Below are 17,966 nucleotides of genomic sequence, written 5' to 3' on the forward strand. Positions count from 1 at the left end.
CTTTTGTTTTGTTTCTAATTACTTTGATTTCTTTCTTATGCCTAAAGCTAATTTGATCAAAAGTAATGCAATGATTGTCTGAACAACGCTGATTGTTTTGGTGACAATATCACCCTCGATATACGAGAACAAAGCATATCCAATTGTTAAGTATAGTAATTGTGAATACAAGTATTTATTCTCGACGCGAATACTTTCAAGCTTTTTAATACCTTTAGCGTATAAAAAGCTTAATATTAAAACGCCCAGGTAACCATAACTTGCAAACGCATCCCCCAAAAAACCAATACTCAAATTATTATACTGAACTGCAGGATAATGCAGTAATGTATATGTAACATAACTTCCATTATTCACTATCGGTTTATTAGGCCACAACGCTCGTGGCACTATCCCTGCAAGAAATCTAGCAATCATGCCCTTCGCTTCAGTTCTATATGCAATGATGTCAGCTATTTCAGTATTTACTACATAATAAGCTTCATCATAATATTGCAAGCGATTGCTATAATACTCGAGGATATTATTGTTTCTATTGTACGCAATTACAGAAGACAAATTAATCGAATATGTTGTTGCGTACTTAGCATTATCCCTTATCATACTAATCGCAGGAAATACAACTATTGCAACTAGAATTAACAAAACAATATATCTTTTCTTTAGTTTTCTTATGCCTTCGCTAAATATGATGCAAACAATCAGTGCTTCGTATAAGATAGCCCCTTTCCATGCCTGTAAAAAAGCAAGTATAATTGTTGGAACAATATATGCACTATACAACAGAAGATTCTTAATATTTCTTTTCCGGTTGAATTCGACTAAAAATGCATAGGCTAGTCCTTTAGCCATTGTTGTAAAAATACCGAATAATGCATCATAAGTGCCAAAGTTCAAAAAGGTTGAGCTTCTTATATTGTTAAATCTATACCCATATCCTATTAATAAGCATATTCCAAATAATAGTACCGCTTTATATGAGTTAATTGCATCATGAAAATCATAGGATTTACCCAGATCACTTTCCCCGTCGCTTTGATAGGTTCTACTATTTCCGAAAAAAAACTTTATATTATATGCGCAGGCAAAGGAAATCACCATTATCAGCGTAGCTAACGATGTCTTTATATGAAAAACTTCATTATTCTGTAATGGAATTGGCGCAAAATCCATCAGTAATCCAGGAAAGAGATTGACCAAATAATACCTAGAGAAAAAACCCACTCCAATCATTATTAAAAATATTAAATTATTGATAGAAAATAAGCTTTGAGATCTATCATAAATATATCTAACCGAAATAAAGAACGCGATCGTCATTATTAAGTGAGCGAACAACATTCCAACGCTTTCGGAATTTTTTATAGTAGAAATAGTATTTAAAAATAGATATAGCATTGAAAGTGTTAGTTGGACGGCAGTCTCTTGTTTTTTCATTTATCCATCCCTACCGCATATATTGCTCTCATATACTTCTCGTAGAGTTCATCTTTCTTAAGTCTAGCCTCTACATATTTTTTAATTTTTGCAATTGAGTTATCATTTTCTGATTGATTTTTTTGAATTATCTTATTTATTGCTTCTACATATTTGTCTCTATCATCTAACGCAATGTCCCATCCTGCTCCAGCTTCTTCTAGCCCTCTCCACGGCGTTTGATCACTGATAATTACAGGTGTTCCCACTATCAAACTCTCAGCGATCACGTGTCCATAATTTTCGCTAAGTGTCGGAAACATGAAGGCATCATACTGGCTAAACACCTCATGCACCTGGTCATGTCCAACCAATCCTATATAATTCACTTTCACATTCTCAGGCAGCTTCTTCATCTCATCTTGACACTGCTTCCAGTAATCTTCATCTTCAATCGGCCCATAGATATCAAATTCTACTTTTCCTTTTATCTCCTTGAAAAGTGAGATGGCATACAATAGATTCTTCTTCGGATGAATACGTGAGAGGAATACAAAGCGTCCTTTTCCTGCAATCTTCTCTCTTCTTGGATACTCTTGCTTTGATATTGATGGAATATTGTCTAAGCGATGAATACGGTCATCAGCAACTTTCATAAGCTGTTTTATTGCCTCTGTCTCTTCTCCGCTTGTCGATTGCCAGTGAATATTCTTAGCGAGTCCAACGGCTCTAACCATCTCTAAATATGGTAACTTCTTCCATTTCTTCAGATTGAAAGCCCCCGCACACAATTCACCACGTGGAGCCAAGAGGACAGGAAGACTATGTTTTTTAGCGAGTTGAAGGCACGGCAGTACACACGGCTGGAAAAAGCCTTGAAGATAAAGGATATCTGGTTTCTTTTCCGAAATAACTCTTTCAAACGTAGTCTTGTTATACTCCGAATCAGGAACATAAAGAACCTTACAATTTCCACGATCATTCCATCCTTCGCGGATGCTTTCGAATCGCTTAGTTTCAAAAAGGTCATGTTCTCGAGTGACAATAAAACATTCATGCTCTTTCATTAAAGAGCAAAAATTGTCTATACTAACAGGTGGCCCTCCATATTTTTTCCCCGGAAAGAAACCTCCCATAACAATCAGAATCTTCATCTCACTTCAACCTTCTTTGAATAATCTCATAGCCGCGCTCAACAGTATAATTGTCCTGTAGGTACTCGTATCCAATTTCCCCAAGTCTACTAGTATCCGCGTTTATCGCTACGGTGACTAATTGTCCAAAAGCCTCTATATTATTGCTCTCACACCACCAACCGAATCCGCCATCTACAATAACTTTCCCGATATCTGTATTGGGATCCGTGCAAGCTAATACTGGAAGCTTCGCTTGCATATAGCCCAGTAAACGACTCGGGAAATTTGGAATCGTAAATCTATTATCAAGGAAGATTAAGCCAACATCACTTGCCGCAACAACAGTATCGTAATCTTCCTTCGGAAGTCGTTTCATGAATTTGAAGTTATCCTGAGGACTACTATTATAGAATTCTTCTAGTTTTCCATAATCCGTCCCGTCACCAACGATAAAAAAGAAAGCATTTTTATTATCCTTTTGACTTTTAATGCACTCAATCAAGAAGTCTATCCCCTGCGGACGACCAAGGTTACCGCCATAAACGAATACTTTCTTATCGATAGGGATGCCATATTTGTTTCTTATCTTTTCTCTAGTCTTTCCATCTATGCTCTTATCCACTATCTCAATAACATTTGGGCATACTTCAACTTTTGACTTTTCCACTTCATGATTGTGGTCAAGAACATACTGGACGTTAGCAGGTGACATACATCCAATTGTATCCGATATCTGATATAGCTTTTTCTCTTTCCTTCTGAAATATTTATAAAGAAGCCCTTTAATACCTGTTGTACTCATTATTCCGATATCCACAGCGTTCTGTGGGAAAATGTCTTTCAGAAGCAAATAAGTCTTGGCTCTATCATGCTTCTTGACATATTCAACGACTTTCACAAATGTGATGGGTGGTGTCGGATAAAGAACGAGGTCAAATTTCACATCAGAAAAGTATTTCTTAATCGCTTTTAGAAACTGCGATTCAATCATCACTGTACTAATGCCTTTTTCAATAAAGTTAGTCTTTTGAATGTTCCCTGTTTTGACTTTGAGAATTACAGAGTTTTCTTCCTCTATAAGCTGAGTTTCCTTTCCTTCCCGCCTTTCGGTAGGAGAAAGAATATATATTTTATCTCCGTGACGGATAAATTCCCTCAAGAGATCTGTATACCCTTCACTCTCATTAATAGACCAGTATCGTCCTAAACTCAAAAAGAGAATATTCATCTCATTAACCTCTATACTTCGGGAAGTATCCCGGATTATCAATCTCGGTTCTTAATCCGAGCAATTCATCATATTGTTCTTGGTCGTAGATCCGTTTCCCTATATAAAAATGATTTAGATCACCCTTGTAAAACGCTCTCTTAAACTTAAAAAGGCTGTCCTCGCCGGACCCAACACCACCGCCAAGATAAAGCGTCTTGTATCCATTAGCACATCCCCAGAGTGCTGCCTGGAATAGCAGAAGATTGGTAGGGGCCAAGGAGCTAAACTCGCGAAGAGATCCGGAAAGGTGATAATTCATTCTTCCGTTCGTAGCGAGCATTATGCTAGCTGCTATGACCTGGCCTTCCTTCTCTGCCCAGAAAACCTGTGCATTCTGTGGGAGGTCCGCTAGAACAGACTGATAAAACTCCGGCCCAAAGTAGTAGTACTCTTCTGCATCATCTTTATCCATGGTGCCGTTATAGATAGTACGGAACTTCTCGTAGATTTCCGGGAACCTTCCGTTGTATATAACAATGCCATTCTTAATAGCCTTCCGGATCATGTTCCGGTTTTTGCTAATGATGTTATTCCAGATGTCCTCAGGGGAACTAAGCTCCATATGAACAACTTCACCTAGCTGGATCACCTCATAGAAAGGTCGAGATGCATCATGGTTTTTTACCATTGGATGGAACCTGACAAACTCGCTAATAATGCCGTTCTTTTCAATCCATCTCTCATACTCTTCAAATAATCGCTCTGTATTTTCGCCTTCTATAATCCAGCCACCATAGCCATAGGGTGTTGCAAAATCGAAGTACTGCCCTTCTTCGATTTTTCCTTTAAAGCGCTCATCTTTCGCCACATCACGCTTCATTACCACGTTGATTCCGCGTGTACCATATTCTTCATAAAAGAACAGAAGAGGTTCACCGTCTCCATGAAGCTGAAAAGCTTTTACATATCCACTAAGCCAATAAACATCATATTCCTTAAAGGAACGCACAATGGCATCCCACTGTTCAGATTGCTCTAAGGTATATACTTTGAGCACCATTATGCCTCCTTCCAAAATGCTTTTATCGTCTCCACCATTCGATACATATCTTCCTCTGTGTATCTCTGATCACAAACAAGACTTAACTCGTTCTGGTATATATGTGCAGTTCTCTCATCCAGCTTGTGGTATTCGCTCACAGGCCAGTGTACAGGACAATAGATTTCATTTTTAATGAGATGACGTCGCAGAATATCTCGCTTTCCATCCGGTACTGAAATAGGAACAAACATTGGGGTGTCTACGGATGAGAGATGAGGGAAGATAAGCCAGTCAGGGAATGCTTTTCTCAGCACTTCCGCGTTGACTCTTCTTCTTTTTCTTATTCCCTTCACATCCAAACGCTGTGCTAATCCAATATCTCTATCAGCTGCCCGGACTATCCCAACATGCTCCAATGTTTCCTCAGCTTCTTCAAATATTCTCAGATAGCCCTTCTCTTCTCTTCCACCACTTATATACTCAGCCTTTTCAGCCATCGCTCTCATGCGTAATTCTGTGTATCCCTGATCATTCTGCTCCATAGTCTCAAGCCTATGTCCATCTTTCGCCCACGCATATCCGCCTGTCCAGACTCCGCACCACTTGCGAAGAGAGCCAAAGTAATAATCTGCATCGGAATATGTCGTAGAGAAAATAGAATGGGTCACATCACGAATGACCGTGCCTTTAAATCCACTCAGGTCAGGAATGGCTCCTGTATATCCGAAATAATCAATAAGAAATAGGACGTCACAGTCAAATAACCACTCTTGGATAAGTCGTCCTTCGCTCCAATAAACAGGATAAAAGTGTATCTCCAATTCCGCATCAGCAAAGGGCTTTATCATACTGTCACAGCACCAGGAGGGCAAGGATACGCTCCTCACCTCTCCCAGATCTGTGATTATTGCCTGTAGAGCACTTCTACCAGAGAGAAACCACTGTGCGAATTCCGGGAACAGTTTGTTCTGCTGATCTATCGTGGGAACATCCCAGAATTCACTACCGATTTCTCTCTTCATTTTCTTACACCCCTCTCAGGCTCTTGAAGCGGTCAAACTGCGCCTCGTATTTGTAATCCTCAAACAGCTTATGAACAGTCATAACCGGCTCGTATCCAAGGTCTTCCTTTGCGTTTGTGATATCCATCAGGAATCCACCGCCACTCTTGCCGGGATGATACTCGATTGTGGACGGGTTGTCCTTCGGAGAGAACACGTCAATAATTGCCTGGCACTGTTCCTGAAGGGTCACCGGAATTCCAGTTCCCACGTTGTAAATCTCATGATCCTTGCCATTGAAGAGAATCGCTTTACAGAGCATTTGGGCACAGTCGTATACATGAACCATATCCTTCGCATAGTTCGGATCGCCCCAGAGTTCCAACGGTTCACTGTTTTTGGCTCGATTAATCTGCTTGTACAGCGGGCGCATCGTCTTCACGCCATTCGGGTAATAGTACTGGAATGTACTGTATTCATAAATAGTCGGGAAACGGAAGATAAAGTACTTCAGACCATATTCCTTCAAATAGTGCTTCAGCATCTCGATAGCAGTGTTCTTGGAGATAACATACATCGCATGGTCACCACTGTAATCGAAGTAGGGTGGCAGATGCGGATCGAGCACGCGAGTCGGATCTTCAAGGGAATACAGGCTGATATCAAAGACTGTCTGGCTAAAGAGCACACGGTCAGCCTTAACCTTACGGCAGTATTCCAATACATTGTAGGTGCCCATGATGTTGGTCTGAAGATACTTCTCACCGCTGTAGTCATCCATATAGGAAGGAATCGTAGCAGCCAGAAGGATTACAGCATACACATCTTCCTGCGGCAGTTTCTCAAAGTCTGCCTTATTCAGCATGTCCACCTGGACAAACTTTACACCGAACTGATCGAACACATCGGTATTCCGACGTCCAGTCGCTACGACCTCGAATCCCTTTTCAGGAAGAAATTCCGATGCGTATTTGGTAACATAGGAGCCTACATTACCGGTTGCGCCAAAGATAATCACTTTTTTCATATTGCTTTTCTCCTCGTATAATTTCTCGTCCACTTTTTTATCCTCATCAGTTGGACTCACCTGACGGGTCCGCTAATTCCCGTTTCGTCCCATTCTTTTTGTCGTTCAATGTTAAATGCAACAGGCCTCTCAGCGCCTTGACCAATGTCTTCATGCTTAAAAACTACTGCTACTGTCTGGAAGATAGTCTTCACATCCAAAATGAAAGAACAGTGATCGACATAATAAAGATCGTACTCAAAACGCTTCTTCCACGATGCTGAGTTTCGACCGTGTACTTGAGCCCATCCGGTCAAACCTGGCCGAACATCATGCCGACGCATCTCTTCTTTCGTGTAATAAGGGAGATAAATTGTGGCGAGTGGTCTTGGCCCCACAATACTCATATCTCCTATGAAGATGTTCCAGAGTTCAGGCAATTCGTCCAGGCTGGCTGCGCGGAGAATTCTACCGAGCTTAGGGAGTCGCTCCTCATCAGTCAGGATATCAATGCCCTTTTCGATGCACTCAAGCCTCTCTTTATCTGTGAGCTTCCTGCCATCTCGTGTCTGGGGATCAAGCATGGTGCGGAACTTGAACATTTTGAAAATCTTACCTTTATAGCCTGGACGTTCCTGCTTGAAAATCACTGGAGAACCAAGTTTAACTCGAACCAAGATTGCCACAATGAGCAGAATTGGTGACAGAATAATCAATGCCAGTCCTGATAGGACAATATCTATCACTCGTTTAATAAAGTGTTTGTACACAATTCAACCCTTCCATTTCTTTATCAATCGTTTCCTGACACGCCACCAGATGAGCTCTCCAATGAAAAGAATACCAATCGCTGGACCATTGAAGGAAAACCATGTATCGGATGCATAAATCGTCATGAGCTTTCCAGCTACGCATCCTATAATGAACAAAACAATAGTGATTGTTATGTCCCATATCTGCAGTTTTCTTTCATAGTCCAACACAATTATGTCCTCTATAACACCTTTTATTGCTTTTAGCTCTCATCCTATTCAAGACCATCACAATCCCCACTCCGATAACCGCACCGATCATGTTGTGGAATACATCATCAAACTCACACAGACCGCGAGCTGTGATTAACTGCAGAATCTCAATTCCCACACTCAGCCCAGCAGCAACCCACAGCCCTCTCCAGCGCCAGATCCAGCCAACCAACACACCAACCGGCAGGAACATGATCACATTGGCCAGGATCTGTTCCTTTTGCACGGCCCACATTCTCCAGGACCAGAAGAGTTCGAGCTTTATGTGTTCTCCCTGAAATGGCTTCCTGATCAATACAGTTTCGGCGAGGATCAGGAATGCATATCCCATCAACAACCCCAGGCTCAGCTTCTTCCACAATTGCCAGCCAGCTACACCGAGGAAAGCCGCTATTGCGTAATACCACCAGGGAATGTCCAATAATTTGAATACATAATCGATAGCTTTTTCCTCCGCCGCTTTATTTGAACACCTCAATCATATGGAGCATATGCCTATCTACGCCCTCAGTCATATGGAGCAGATACATATCTAACTGTCTCATACATATCCAGCAGATGCGAATCCTCATCCCTGATTGATGTTCAGCAGATGTTTAATCGTCCTATCTACGCTCTCAGTCATGCCCGGTCGATGTTCCCATTTTTACAGGAAGCACCTATGAATAATCTCAATAATCCTATCCTGCTGCTCCGGCGTCATCTTGTTATCGCTCGGTAAACAGAGCCCACGCCTGAAAATATCGGCTCCTACATCGATTCCAGAGCCTTTTATGTAAGCATTTGTGCGGCCCCGGCCGTTGCCCTCAACTGTGACGAATGGGTTCGTCCTGTAGATCGGTTGCATATGCATGGGCTTCCAGATTGGACGGCCTTCCGCATTATATTTCATCAGCGTTTCAAGTATTTCTGTCGGACAGGACTTCCCCGCTTCGGGAGTATAGAGCGCTTTGCTATCATCCCTTACCTGCTTGCATATTGCACCTTCATCAATGATCAGGCAGCTAAGCCAATAGTTCGGCAGAGATTTTTCGACATCAAACGGATTCATCTTCACCGGAAGATCTTTCAGTCCCTCTTTGTACCGCTCATAGATTGCCCTTTTCTGAGCAATATGCTTCTGGAGACTTGGAATCTGACCGCGCACTACACCGGCTATCACATTACTCATGCGGTAATTGTATCCGATCTCCTCATGCTGGTACCAGGGAGCATCCTCACGAGACTGTGTGCTCCACTTCTTCACTTTTTCTGCATCTTCTTTTGAATTTGTCAGGAACATTCCGCCAGAGGAACCTGTGATGATCTTGTTCCCATTAAAAGAAATGCAATTATAATTGCCAAGAGCCCCTGTCTCTTTCCACTCACCATTGAATAGATATTTTGCGCCCAGACTCTCGGCAGCGTCCTCTACAATTAGAGCGCCATGGGCATCACATATCTTCCTTATTTCTTCTACTTTTCCGGGAGTTCCATAAAGATGAGCGATAACTACAATCTTTACTTCAGGGTAAATCTCAAATGCTTTCTCCAAAGCAGCAGGATCCATATTCCAGGTATCATACTCTGTATCAATAAAAACAGCTTCTCCATCCTCATAGGCAATAGGATTTATGGATGCATCAAATGTTACGTCACTCGCAAAAACCTTATGTCCACGAAGTGTGCCCTCATTCGGTCTTGCCTGACCATATATCTGCTCCCCGGCAAGCTTTGTTGCCAGATGGAGAGAAGCTGTACCAGAACTAAGTGCAACCGCATATTTTACTCCAATATACTCAGCCAGTTGTGTCTCAATCTCATTGATATTCTTACCAACGGTGCTCATCCAGTTAGTCTCATAAGCCTCCAACATATAGATCTTTTCCAACCCGCTCATTGTCGGTGAACTGAGCCACAGGCGTGAGGGGAAAGGTTTGATGTCCGAAGATTCTTTAAAAGCCATTTTATTGCTCCTGTTCTGCGAATTATAGAAGTATAATATCCATTTATTCGCTTGCTTATTTTGCAGATTTATGTTATGTTGTGTCCACATCCAGATTCTTATCTTATTAACGACAATTAGCCCATTGTCTTCTCTCGAAAACCAATGAGCTATGTCTTTCCTCCCTATTGAATTTTTACTCTGAATTGTGGGTCAATCCATGAGTACCCAGGAAGCCATTGTGACCTCTTGGTATCCAGGACTTTTACCATCTCAGGAGAAAAATTCAATTTCTGGAAAGGACAAAAGCCCCGGAAACCCTTGAAAAATCAAGGTTCTTCCTTGGTTGTCCCTATTATTTCACTATCCCCATACTTTATTTTCAAATGGTTTGATATCAGAAATATCTTTCATAATGCTCTTCTTTCTTTTGTGTCGCCTATCGGATCGCAAACTCCCCTACATCTGTACTTTTTCATTAGTTATATCTACGTCAGTCACATATTTGCAGGCTATCTCAATAAAGATAAATCAATATTCTCTAATAATCCCTACGCACCCTGCGCCTGATCCACATGATCCAAATCCGGTTTATAGGTTGTGACAACCTCTGATACCACTCTCTTCATCTCCATCGGCTCTACTTCTTGTTTACTTATCTGATCCAATCTGTGGATCTGCTGTAGAAACAGCTCGTCATCCATTTCTATTGGATGCCCGATATGAATCAGCTTGTTCGGGGTATCCTTCATTCCCTCCTCGTCCATGAGAAGCTCCTCATAGAGCTTTTCTCCGGGCCGGAGGCCAGTGTACACGATCTTGATATCTACATCCGGCTGGAATCCGGACAGTCGGATGAGTTTTCTGGCCATATCGTCAATTCGTACCGGTTTTCCCATATCGAGTACGAAGATTTCCCCGCCCTTTGCATAAATGGAAGCCTCAAGCACAAGGGATACCGCTTCGGGAATCGTCATGAAGTATCGGATGATGTTTTTGTCCGTGACAGTGACCGGGCCTCCTTTTGCGATCTGTTCCTTGAAGAGCGGAATCACCGATCCGTTAGACCCGAGGACATTTCCGAATCGCACAGCCATGAAGGTGGTCCCGGGATATTTGCGGTCCATCATCTGAATAATCATCTCGCACATTCGCTTAGTCGCGCCCATGAGAGATGTCGGATTGACAGCTTTGTCTGTAGAGATCAGAAGAAATCTCTTCACACCGTGTTCTGCTGCTGCCTTTGCCAGTTTGTAGGTACCCATGACATTGTTCTTTACAGCCTCACAGGGACTGTTCTCCATCAGTGGCACATGCTTGTGTGCAGCCGCATGATAGATCATTTCCGGATGATAAGTCTCGAGAACACTATTGATCCGGGATGTATTACGGACGGAACCGATCAGCGTGACCAGATTCAAACGGTCACCATATTTTCGAATCAGCTCCTGCTGAATGGCGTAGGCGTTGTTTTCATAGATGTCGAAGATAATCAGCTGCTTCGGGTTTGCTGATGCAATCTGCCGGCAGAGCTCGGATCCGATAGATCCGCCGCCTCCGGTTACCATAACCACCTTTCCCTCGATCGTCTTCTTGATCTCGGTGAGATTGATCTTGACCTCGTCTCTGCCAAGCAGATCCTCGATCTGAACATCACGAAGTTTTGAAACCTGTACATCACCATTAACAATCTGATAAATTCCTGGAACTATTTTGAGCTTGCATCCGGTATTCTGGCAGATATTCAGTATATTAATTCGATCTTCATTTGAAGCACTGGGAATAGAAAAAATAATAATATCAATCCTATATTTTTTTACCAGCCCAGGAATGTCGTAACGGTTTCCCTCGATCCTGTATCCCTCCAGATACCGTCCGTGTTTCATCGGATTGTCGTCAATAATTGTTAAAATTTGATAATTATCACGTACACCAAAACGAAAGTCATTGATCAGTTCTTTGGCCGCCTGTCCAGCGCCTACGATCATTACTCTCTTCTTATTCTCATCCTGTTGTGCAATTTTTCTCCTTGCTGTCACATAGCGAACCATTCGGTATCCGAAGCGGATAGCAACACAGAATATGAGTGAAATGATGTATCCCATCACTGCAACACTGCGTGGAATCTCTACATGAAAATGCAAAGATACTGAATGTTCAATAAGCAGGGCAGCCGCCAGAATCAGATAAGCTATGATAATATGATAGGCTTCCGATATACTTGCATATCTCCATATGCTCTGATACAGATGACATGCCCAGTATATAACAAGCATTGTCACGCATATGACCGGCAACAGAAGTAACAGATGCAGAATGTAATTTTGCGGTATCTGCGAAAAGAGAAAATCAAACCGCAACCACAGTGCAAAAAAATAAGAAATAAATACGGATATAATATCGGCAAAAAGCACAAGCAATACCCGCATCTTGTAGCGCCGATCTTTTTGAAGTCTGTTTTCTTCTATGTTGTTGTTTTCAACATTTAATGACATCTTCTCTCCCTCATCGAATAATGGTTTATATCGCAGTGATCTGGATCATGCTAGTCTTTCGATTTTTTATCGACTCTGCTAATTCTCTGAGAAAGAAATACAAAGAAAGGCCAATGTGTTTTTATGGATAGTGCACTCCTTCACAAACAGGGTTTTGACCGTCGCAAAGATGATCCGAAGGTCCTGCGCAAGGCTCGGATGAGCGATGTACATCAGGTCCATCAGAAGCTTGTCGTAGGGCGTGGTGTTGTACTGTCCGTATACCTGAGCGTAGCCGGTGAGGCCACACTTGCACTGCAGCCGGAGATTCCAGGACGGGAGTATCTTCGCGTATCCGGCGGAGATCTCCGGGCGTTCCGGACGCGGTCCGACGATCGCAACATCGCCTCGAAGGATGTTGAAGAGCTGAGGCAGCTCATCGAGACGGCACCGGCGCATGAAGCGCCCGATCTTCGTGACGCGGGGATCGCTGTCTCCGGTGGAAAGGCGGGCAACGCCGTCCTTCTCCGCGTCCATCCGCATGCTGCGAAACTTCAGCAGGCGGAACGGTTTTCCGTTTTTGGTGAGCCGGGTCTGCCGGTAAAGGACAGTTCCTCCGTCGGTCGCCTTGATGATGATCGCGAGGACCAGCATCAGCGGCCAGAGAATCGCGATGGCGATCGCCGAGAGGAGGATATCGAAGAGTCTCTTAAAGAAGAGATATTCCGGCGTCGGGTTGTAGCGCTCGACCATCATCATCGGGAGGCGGAGAAGATGAAGCGGCATCGCGCCGCTCATGATGACATCGCCGACCCGCGGAAGAACGTAGGCGGCAATGTTATACTCGACACAGTATTTGATGATCTGGTTCCGGTCGTGGCTGTGGAGATCCCCGAGGAAGACGATCTCAATCCCGTTCAGGACATCCTCTGGGCTGCGTTTTCTGAACTCTTCGATCGAAAGTACCCGCACCACTTCAAAATGTCCGTCAAGGCCGCCAGTGTGGATCAGACGATCAACATTCGGACGCTCATCGTAGATCACGGCTGTTTTCTTCGCGGGAAAATGGCTGAAGTACCAGCGATGCGCCCAGACGGACCAGACTGAGAGGAGGATGACCTGCACACAGAGGGTCAGAAGCAGAGGAAGCAGTGTGATCATCCTGCGGTTGATCAGGCAGATCACGATCCAGAGAAGGCCGTCCGTGATCAGGGCAGCCAGCGACTGACTGTAAATCAGCTCGGTGATTCGTTCGATGTGAATCAGGAATCCGTGATAAAGGTGCGCCACCCGATAATAGAGAACGAAGAAAAGGCCGACAACCACCCAGTTTCCCTTCTCGAAAAACGGGAACGTCATCGCGCCCTGATAGTAGAAGTGCCATGTGAAGGCAAAGGCACCTGTCACAAGCAGAACGTCCAGCAGTTTGACCATCCGGATCCGGATTCTCTGCAGGAGGCTCTGTTTTTCTGTTTTCAAACGATTGTCATTCAATGTAATCCCCTCATCTCTCACATTGAAATCTTTTCAGATGTCAGCAGACTGATCCGAAGGACCGTTCAAGGCAGCCTCGCTGCCGCGCATTTCGGATCATTTGAGCAGACAAAAATCCGGATCCCGTTCTGGCGGAACCCGGATTATTATACAATTCTTTTCTGACAATTGCAATCGTGTCAACGAAATCCGTCTTGAGCTGCGCTTCCGCCGGACCGCATGGCTCAGTGAAGGAGCGCGTCTCCGTCGAAATAGTCGATCATCATCGCGTGGCGGACCCGTGCGAGTGTCGCAGCGGCGCGGCGCTCGGCTTTGGCGCTGCCTTCTTTCAGGATCTCGAGCACTTCGGGTTTCCGCTGCTCCCAGTACGCACGGCGCTCCCGGATCGGGCGAAGCTCTTCCTGCATCACGCTGTTCAGGAATTTCTTCACGGTGACGTCGCCGAGTCCGCCGCGCTGATAATGTTCTTTCAGCTCGTCGAGGTTCGCGTAGTCCGGCAGGTACTCGGCGAACTGCTCGTCCCGGCAGAAGGCGTCGAGGTAGGTGAAGACCGGATTGCCTTCCACATGGCCCGGATCGCTCTTCTTCAGATGAGTCGGGTCGGTGTACATAGACATGATCTTCTTCCGGACGGTTTCCTCGTCGTCCGAGAGATAGATGCAGTTGCCGAGGGATTTGCTCATCTTGGCCTTACCGTCGATCCCCGGGAGACGGAGACAGGCGCTGTTGGAGGGCAGCACGATCTCCGGCTCCACCAGCGTCTCGCCGTAGACTTCGTTGAATTTACGGACGATCTCGCGGCACTGCTCGAGCATCGGCTTCTGGTCCTCGCCGACCGGCACAGCGGTCGCTCCAAAGGCCGTGATGTCTGCCGCCTGGCTGATCGGGTAGCAGAAGAAGCCTACCGGGATGCTGGCCTCGAAGTTCCGCTGCCTGATCTCCGCCTTGACGGTCGGATTGCGCTGGACGCGGGACACGGTGACGAGGTTCATGTAGTAGAAGGTCAGCTCGGTCAGCTCCGGCACCATGGACTGGATGAAGATGCAGGATTTTTCCGGGTCGATGCCGACCGCGAGGTAATCCAGCGCGACCTGAAGGATGTTCTGACGGACTTTCTCCGGATGCTCGGCGTTGTCGGTGAGCGCCTGGGCGTCCGCGATCATGATGTTGATCTCGTCGTATTTTCCGGAGTTCTGAAGGATAACCCGTTCTTTCAGTGACCCGACGTAATGGCCTACATGCAGGCGGCCGGTCGGCCGGTCACCTGTCAGGATGATCTGTCTCATTTTCAGCTCCTCTTTTCTTCTTCTGTATCCGCTTTCTGTTCCGCCCGTTCGTTCCGGGCGCCGGGTGCATGTCCCGTATTACTCACAGAGATCCGCCAGCTCGTAAATGAGCCGTTCGCTCTTCTCCCATCCGAGACAGGGATCCGTGATCGAACGGCCGTAGACGCCGTCGCCGATTTTCTGGCAGCCATCTTCCAGATAACTTTCGATCATCAGACCTTTCACCAGTCCGCGGATATCCTCCGAGACGTGCATGCTGTGGAGGACGTCTTTGGCGATCCGGATCTGTTCGAGGTACTGCTTGCCGGAGTTGGCGTGGTTGCAGTCGATGATCACGGCCGGGTGGCTGAGATCGGTCTTTTCGTAGGCGTCCAGCAGGTTCTTCAGATCCTCGTAGTGGTAGTTCGGATGGCTGCGGCCGAAGCGGTCGACGTAGCCGCGGAGGATCGCGTGGGCGTACGGGTTGCCTGCAGTCTCGACTTCCCATCCCCGGTAGATGAATTTCTGGCGGCTCTGGGCCGCAATCATCGCGTTCATCATCACGGAAATGTCGCCGCTGGTGGGGTTCTTCATGCCGGCCGGGATCCCGATTCCACTGGCCACCATGCGGTGGGACTGGTCCTCCACCGAGCGGGCGCCGATCGCGACGTAGCTCAGGAGGTCCGAGAGGTAGCGGTGGTTTTCCGGATAGAGCATCTCTTCCGCGCAGGTGAAGCCGGTCTCGCGAATGACGGCGGTATGCATTTCCCGGATCGCGATGATGCCGGCGAGCATGTCTTCGCCTTTCTCGGGATCCGGCTGATGAAGCATGCCTTTGTAGCCGGTGCCTTTCGTCCGGGGTTTGTTGGTGTAGACGCGGGGGATGATGAAGATCCGGTCGCGGACTTTCTCCTGTACGCGCGCGAGGCGTGTCATATAGTCGAGGACGGCATCCTCCCGGTCCGCCGAACAGGGTCCGATCACGAGGAGAAGTTTGTTCTCTTCGCCGCGGAAGATGCGGGCGATCTCCTCGTCGCGCTCTTCCTTGACGGCCCGGATTTGGTCGGTGATGGGAAATTCCTTCTTCAGCTCCTGCGGGATCGGAAGGCGGCGGATGAATTCCATCTGCATTTCCATGGACTGTACCTGCTTTCTTCTGGTTCGCGGCTGCACCGCGTGCTATCTGCCACTATATCACCATTCCGTGGAAAATGCACGCGGATCAGGGGGCGGGGCGAAGACAGGGTGACAGGGTTGTGATGCACATTCCGAAGCAGCGGGCCGCTTCTCAGCGCGGCAGCGCGAGGCAGTCGCAGTGGCCACTGATCATCAGGCGATGGATGTCTTCTGAGCCACTTTATATCCATTCCTTTTTGCTGACAGGCTTAAGGTAGTTTTTTCTAAGATCGCGCATACTTCCAAAAAATGCTTTCTCAGATTTTGAGAACATATTGTTGTTCATCTTCAATTGGATAAGTTTCAGCGAACATAAAAGATCAGCGACCTGAAAGAGCTTATAATCTGTCGGCATAACTTTGCGGAATATCGGATTCGGAAGAAGCGCATTAAAAACAGAGGACAGAATTTTGCTGACCTCTACCTGACCGTTATCGTAGTATATTTTGACATCATCGAAAGACAGGAATTCTTCATAGTGGTCGCGGATAAAGCCGGAAATCAGCTTTGACAGTCTGCCGGTCTCCACTACGACATCTTCCATGTGCTTCTTTTCAATATAGAAACACTTGTATCGGATGTTGACCTGACGGAAGAAAGCGACCATTTTGTTGAAAATGCGACGCCGCTTCTCTATCGACATATTCGTATAAATTTCTTCCTTCCTGATGATCGGTCCAGTATGGATGCAAAGCCCGTCAAGATCAAGATAAGAAAGCTCCCTGTTAAGCTTTTCAACAGCAGGTTTAATGTCTTCATCCTGATCATGAAAAACCATCGTAATGATGTAAAAAGGCGAATGGTAATCATGTTCACCGAAATCACCGGATTCATCTATAAAAACGCTGAGCTCCCTCAACTGCTCTCTCCTTCTTTACTTTGAATAAAAAAGGCGGGGAACTTCCCCGCCGCAGATGGACCTGGGTCTTTCGACCAGCCCGAATGAAATCAGTGATTTCATATTATGAGTTTAAAGGAAAATCAGAAAAAATACAATCCCTTTTTGTGAAGTCACAAGGGTGCCACAGGGGTGTTATGCATTCCCCGAGCAGAAGCTTCTCAGCGCGGCAGCGCGAGGCAGTCGTAGCGGATCGCACGGCCGCTAAGGCTGCTGGTCGGGCGGACGCCGGCGAGGTACGGGCCTTTCAGCGGGCGCTTGATGATGATCTTCTGCGGGCGGGCGCGGCGGGCGGCCATGAGCAGCGCTTCCTCGTCCGCGGCCGGCGCCTCCAGTCCGTGGAGCAGCTGAAACTTTTTCTTCACGAGTCCGCTCTTCTTCCGTTCCGGAAACATCGGGTCCAGAAGCACCACGTCCGGAGCTTCCGTCAGCTGCCCGAGATACGGAATGCTGTCGCCTTCCGTGAGGGTCATCCGGGCGACGGCTCCGGACAGAGCCGGGTTCCGGGCGGCCCGCTCCAGCGCGTCCTCAAGCAGCGCGGCGATCACCGGGTCCCGCTCGAAAAGGCGGACGGCAAAGCCCGCGGCCGCCAGCAGCAGGGCGTCTTCGCCGAGTCCGGCCGTCGCGTCCACGGCGGTCGGCGTTCCATTGAGAGGCTGCCGGATCCGGGCCGCCCGGACCAGCAGTTCCCGGTTCAGCCTGTCACGTTTCAGCCGCGGAAGCATCGCCTCAAAGTCGGCGCGGAGCGTCAGCCCGCCGCCTTCCAGTGTGAGGCCTTCCGGGCGGCGGACCAGCGCCGGCGGGTCGTTCCGGGTGTCGGATGCATTTTTCATAAGATCGTGTCTCCTTGAGCGGGAGCCGGACCGGAGACTGACATCAAAGGGACGCTCCGGTTCGGA

Annotated in this window: 16 protein-coding genes; all 16 read right to left on the bottom strand. The window is 46.5% G+C overall.

All coding sequences use genetic code 11. From position 1 onward, the window contains the following. Positions 1–18: 18 nt before the first annotated feature. Entirely contained in the window at positions 19–1,437 is a 1,419-nt protein-coding gene (locus tag G4C92_RS02780; protein ID WP_274941080.1) for a hypothetical protein, read from the bottom strand. Then, a complete protein-coding gene (locus G4C92_RS02785; RefSeq protein WP_274941081.1) occupies positions 1,434–2,570 on the bottom strand; it encodes a glycosyltransferase in 1,137 nt (378 codons plus the stop codon). The genes G4C92_RS02780 and G4C92_RS02785 overlap by 4 nt, the downstream gene beginning before the upstream one ends. A gap of 1 nt (position 2,571) precedes the next feature. After that, positions 2,572–3,780, bottom strand: a complete 1,209-nt coding sequence (locus G4C92_RS02790; RefSeq protein ID WP_274941082.1) for a glycosyltransferase family 4 protein — start codon at positions 3,778–3,780, stop codon at positions 2,572–2,574. A gap of 4 nt (positions 3,781–3,784) precedes the next feature. Continuing rightward, positions 3,785–4,822, bottom strand: coding sequence for a GNAT family N-acetyltransferase (locus G4C92_RS02795; RefSeq protein WP_274941083.1), 1,038 nt, complete (start codon positions 4,820–4,822; stop codon positions 3,785–3,787). Continuing rightward, positions 4,822–5,826: an aspartate aminotransferase family protein gene (locus G4C92_RS02800; protein ID WP_274941084.1), complete on the bottom strand. Its 1,005-nt coding sequence runs from the start codon at positions 5,824–5,826 to the stop codon at positions 4,822–4,824. The genes G4C92_RS02795 and G4C92_RS02800 overlap by 1 nt, the downstream gene beginning before the upstream one ends. A 4-nt stretch (positions 5,827–5,830) precedes the next feature. Beyond that, positions 5,831–6,832, bottom strand: a complete 1,002-nt coding sequence (locus tag G4C92_RS02805) for an NAD-dependent epimerase/dehydratase family protein (protein WP_274941085.1) — start codon at positions 6,830–6,832, stop codon at positions 5,831–5,833. A 56-nt stretch (positions 6,833–6,888) separates the two neighbouring features. Continuing rightward, positions 6,889–7,581, bottom strand: coding sequence for a sugar transferase (locus G4C92_RS02810; protein ID WP_274941086.1), 693 nt, complete (start codon positions 7,579–7,581; stop codon positions 6,889–6,891). 3 nt (positions 7,582–7,584) lie between these two features. Then, the gene (locus G4C92_RS02815) at positions 7,585–7,791 is read right to left on the bottom strand and encodes a hypothetical protein (RefSeq protein ID WP_274941087.1); all 207 of its coding nucleotides are present in this window, start codon (positions 7,789–7,791) and stop codon (positions 7,585–7,587) included. Next, a complete protein-coding gene (locus G4C92_RS02820; RefSeq protein ID WP_274941088.1) occupies positions 7,781–8,314 on the bottom strand; it encodes a VanZ family protein in 534 nt (177 codons plus the stop codon). The genes G4C92_RS02815 and G4C92_RS02820 overlap by 11 nt, the downstream gene beginning before the upstream one ends. A gap of 168 nt (positions 8,315–8,482) precedes the next feature. Further along, positions 8,483–9,781 carry a DegT/DnrJ/EryC1/StrS family aminotransferase gene (locus tag G4C92_RS02825; RefSeq protein WP_274941089.1) on the bottom strand — a complete coding sequence of 433 codons (1,299 nt, stop codon included), beginning with the start codon at positions 9,779–9,781 and terminating at the stop codon, positions 8,483–8,485. Positions 9,782–10,311: 530 nt separating this feature from the next. Then, positions 10,312–12,255: a polysaccharide biosynthesis protein gene (locus tag G4C92_RS02830; RefSeq protein WP_274941090.1), complete on the bottom strand. Its 1,944-nt coding sequence runs from the start codon at positions 12,253–12,255 to the stop codon at positions 10,312–10,314. A 78-nt stretch (positions 12,256–12,333) separates the two neighbouring features. Continuing rightward, positions 12,334–13,668, bottom strand: a complete 1,335-nt coding sequence (locus G4C92_RS02835) for a sugar transferase (protein ID WP_274941091.1) — start codon at positions 13,666–13,668, stop codon at positions 12,334–12,336. Positions 13,669–13,952: 284 nt separating this feature from the next. Continuing rightward, the gene (trpS, locus tag G4C92_RS02840) at positions 13,953–15,014 is read right to left on the bottom strand and encodes a tryptophan--tRNA ligase (RefSeq protein WP_274941092.1); all 1,062 of its coding nucleotides are present in this window, start codon (positions 15,012–15,014) and stop codon (positions 13,953–13,955) included. A gap of 78 nt (positions 15,015–15,092) precedes the next feature. Further along, the gene (locus tag G4C92_RS02845; RefSeq protein WP_274941093.1) at positions 15,093–16,130 is read right to left on the bottom strand and encodes a 3-deoxy-7-phosphoheptulonate synthase; all 1,038 of its coding nucleotides are present in this window, start codon (positions 16,128–16,130) and stop codon (positions 15,093–15,095) included. A 220-nt stretch (positions 16,131–16,350) separates the two neighbouring features. Continuing rightward, entirely contained in the window at positions 16,351–17,028 is a 678-nt protein-coding gene (locus G4C92_RS02850) for a DUF3800 domain-containing protein (protein ID WP_274941094.1), read from the bottom strand. Between the two features lie 200 nt (positions 17,029–17,228). Then, positions 17,229–17,900, bottom strand: a complete 672-nt coding sequence (locus G4C92_RS02855; RefSeq protein WP_274941095.1) for a class I SAM-dependent methyltransferase — start codon at positions 17,898–17,900, stop codon at positions 17,229–17,231. Positions 17,901–17,966 lie beyond the last annotated feature (66 nt).

The sequence above is a fragment of the Chordicoccus furentiruminis genome, from assembly GCF_019355395.1.
Lineage (GTDB): Bacteria > Bacillota > Clostridia > Lachnospirales > Lachnospiraceae > Chordicoccus > Chordicoccus furentiruminis.

Bases quoted from the DNA above. Each gene is read 5' to 3' on its own strand.
- trpS (WP_274941092.1), bottom strand. From the start codon at position 15,014: ATGAGACAGATCATCCTGACAGGTGACCGGCCGACCGGCCGCCTGCAT.
- G4C92_RS02845 (WP_274941093.1), bottom strand. From the start codon at position 16,130: ATGGAAATGCAGATGGAATTCATCCGCCGCCTTCCGATCCCGCAGGAG.
- G4C92_RS02780 (WP_274941080.1), bottom strand. From the start codon at position 1,437: ATGAAAAAACAAGAGACTGCCGTCCAACTAACACTTTCAATGCTATAT.
- G4C92_RS02795 (WP_274941083.1), bottom strand. From the start codon at position 4,822: ATGGTGCTCAAAGTATATACCTTAGAGCAATCTGAACAGTGGGATGCC.
- G4C92_RS02825 (WP_274941089.1), bottom strand. From the start codon at position 9,781: ATGGCTTTTAAAGAATCTTCGGACATCAAACCTTTCCCCTCACGCCTG.
- G4C92_RS02805 (WP_274941085.1), bottom strand. From the start codon at position 6,832: ATGAAAAAAGTGATTATCTTTGGCGCAACCGGTAATGTAGGCTCCTAT.
- G4C92_RS02835 (WP_274941091.1), bottom strand. From the start codon at position 13,668: ATGGTCAAACTGCTGGACGTTCTGCTTGTGACAGGTGCCTTTGCCTTC.
- G4C92_RS02830 (WP_274941090.1), bottom strand. From the start codon at position 12,255: ATGTCATTAAATGTTGAAAACAACAACATAGAAGAAAACAGACTTCAA.
- G4C92_RS02790 (WP_274941082.1), bottom strand. From the start codon at position 3,780: ATGAATATTCTCTTTTTGAGTTTAGGACGATACTGGTCTATTAATGAG.
- G4C92_RS02855 (WP_274941095.1), bottom strand. From the start codon at position 17,900: ATGAAAAATGCATCCGACACCCGGAACGACCCGCCGGCGCTGGTCCGC.
- G4C92_RS02800 (WP_274941084.1), bottom strand. From the start codon at position 5,826: ATGAAGAGAGAAATCGGTAGTGAATTCTGGGATGTTCCCACGATAGAT.
- G4C92_RS02785 (WP_274941081.1), bottom strand. From the start codon at position 2,570: ATGAAGATTCTGATTGTTATGGGAGGTTTCTTTCCGGGGAAAAAATAT.